This window comes from Parabacteroides sp. MSK.9.14 (assembly GCF_019041495.1).
GTDB lineage: Bacteria > Bacteroidota > Bacteroidia > Bacteroidales > Tannerellaceae > Parabacteroides > Parabacteroides merdae.
In genome coordinates, this window is record NZ_JAHPXO010000130.1 from 1 (window position 1) to 626 (window position 626).

Annotated in this window: 1 protein-coding gene; it reads left to right on the forward strand. The window is 41.4% G+C overall.

The features are described from left to right. Positions 1-405: 405 nt before the first annotated feature. Positions 406-626: DNA-binding protein (locus tag KTG12_RS21460; protein WP_216945553.1), on the forward strand; the 221-nt coding region annotated here is incomplete at its 3' end.

A 626-nucleotide genomic window follows, 5' to 3' on the forward strand; every position in this document is an offset into this window, starting at 1 on the left:
ACGATTATAGATATTGGATAATGATTCGTTAGAACAGAGTTTTTGTTGAATCCGGCAGATGTGGTTTCTTACATTGGATAATATTACTGTATCGCCATTCTTATTTTAATTGCTGCAACCTGCTCAATCGGTACTAATGGAACATGGCTCTTTTCCGATTTACATAATCCCGCTGATTATGCAACACGATGACAACTGATGTAACAGACCGTCAGTCGTTTGTAAATCCATTGTGGTGTGATTATTCCTGCTTTTCTTTGCATTGAAAACAAGGAAACAAGCCTCTGTCTTACGCCAACTGTGCCACAGGATTCCACTTGTCGGAAGTGTTGGGTGTAATGAGTGGTCCGGCTTTACCTTAGCGGCGAGAATTGAAGACAATGTATAATCTAAATATCGGAAACAATGGAAATTATCAGTTTTGAGAAAAAGACATTCGAGGAAATTTCAGCCAAGCTGGATTACTTCGTGCAGAGGATGGAAACCCTCTGCAATAGCCATGACCAAAAGGAAACTGGCAAATGGATGGACAGTCATTCCGTATGCAGGAAGCTACGTGTCAGTCCGAGAACATTACAGACTTTCCGTGACAATGGGACGCTTGCCTTTACTAAAATCGGAAACCG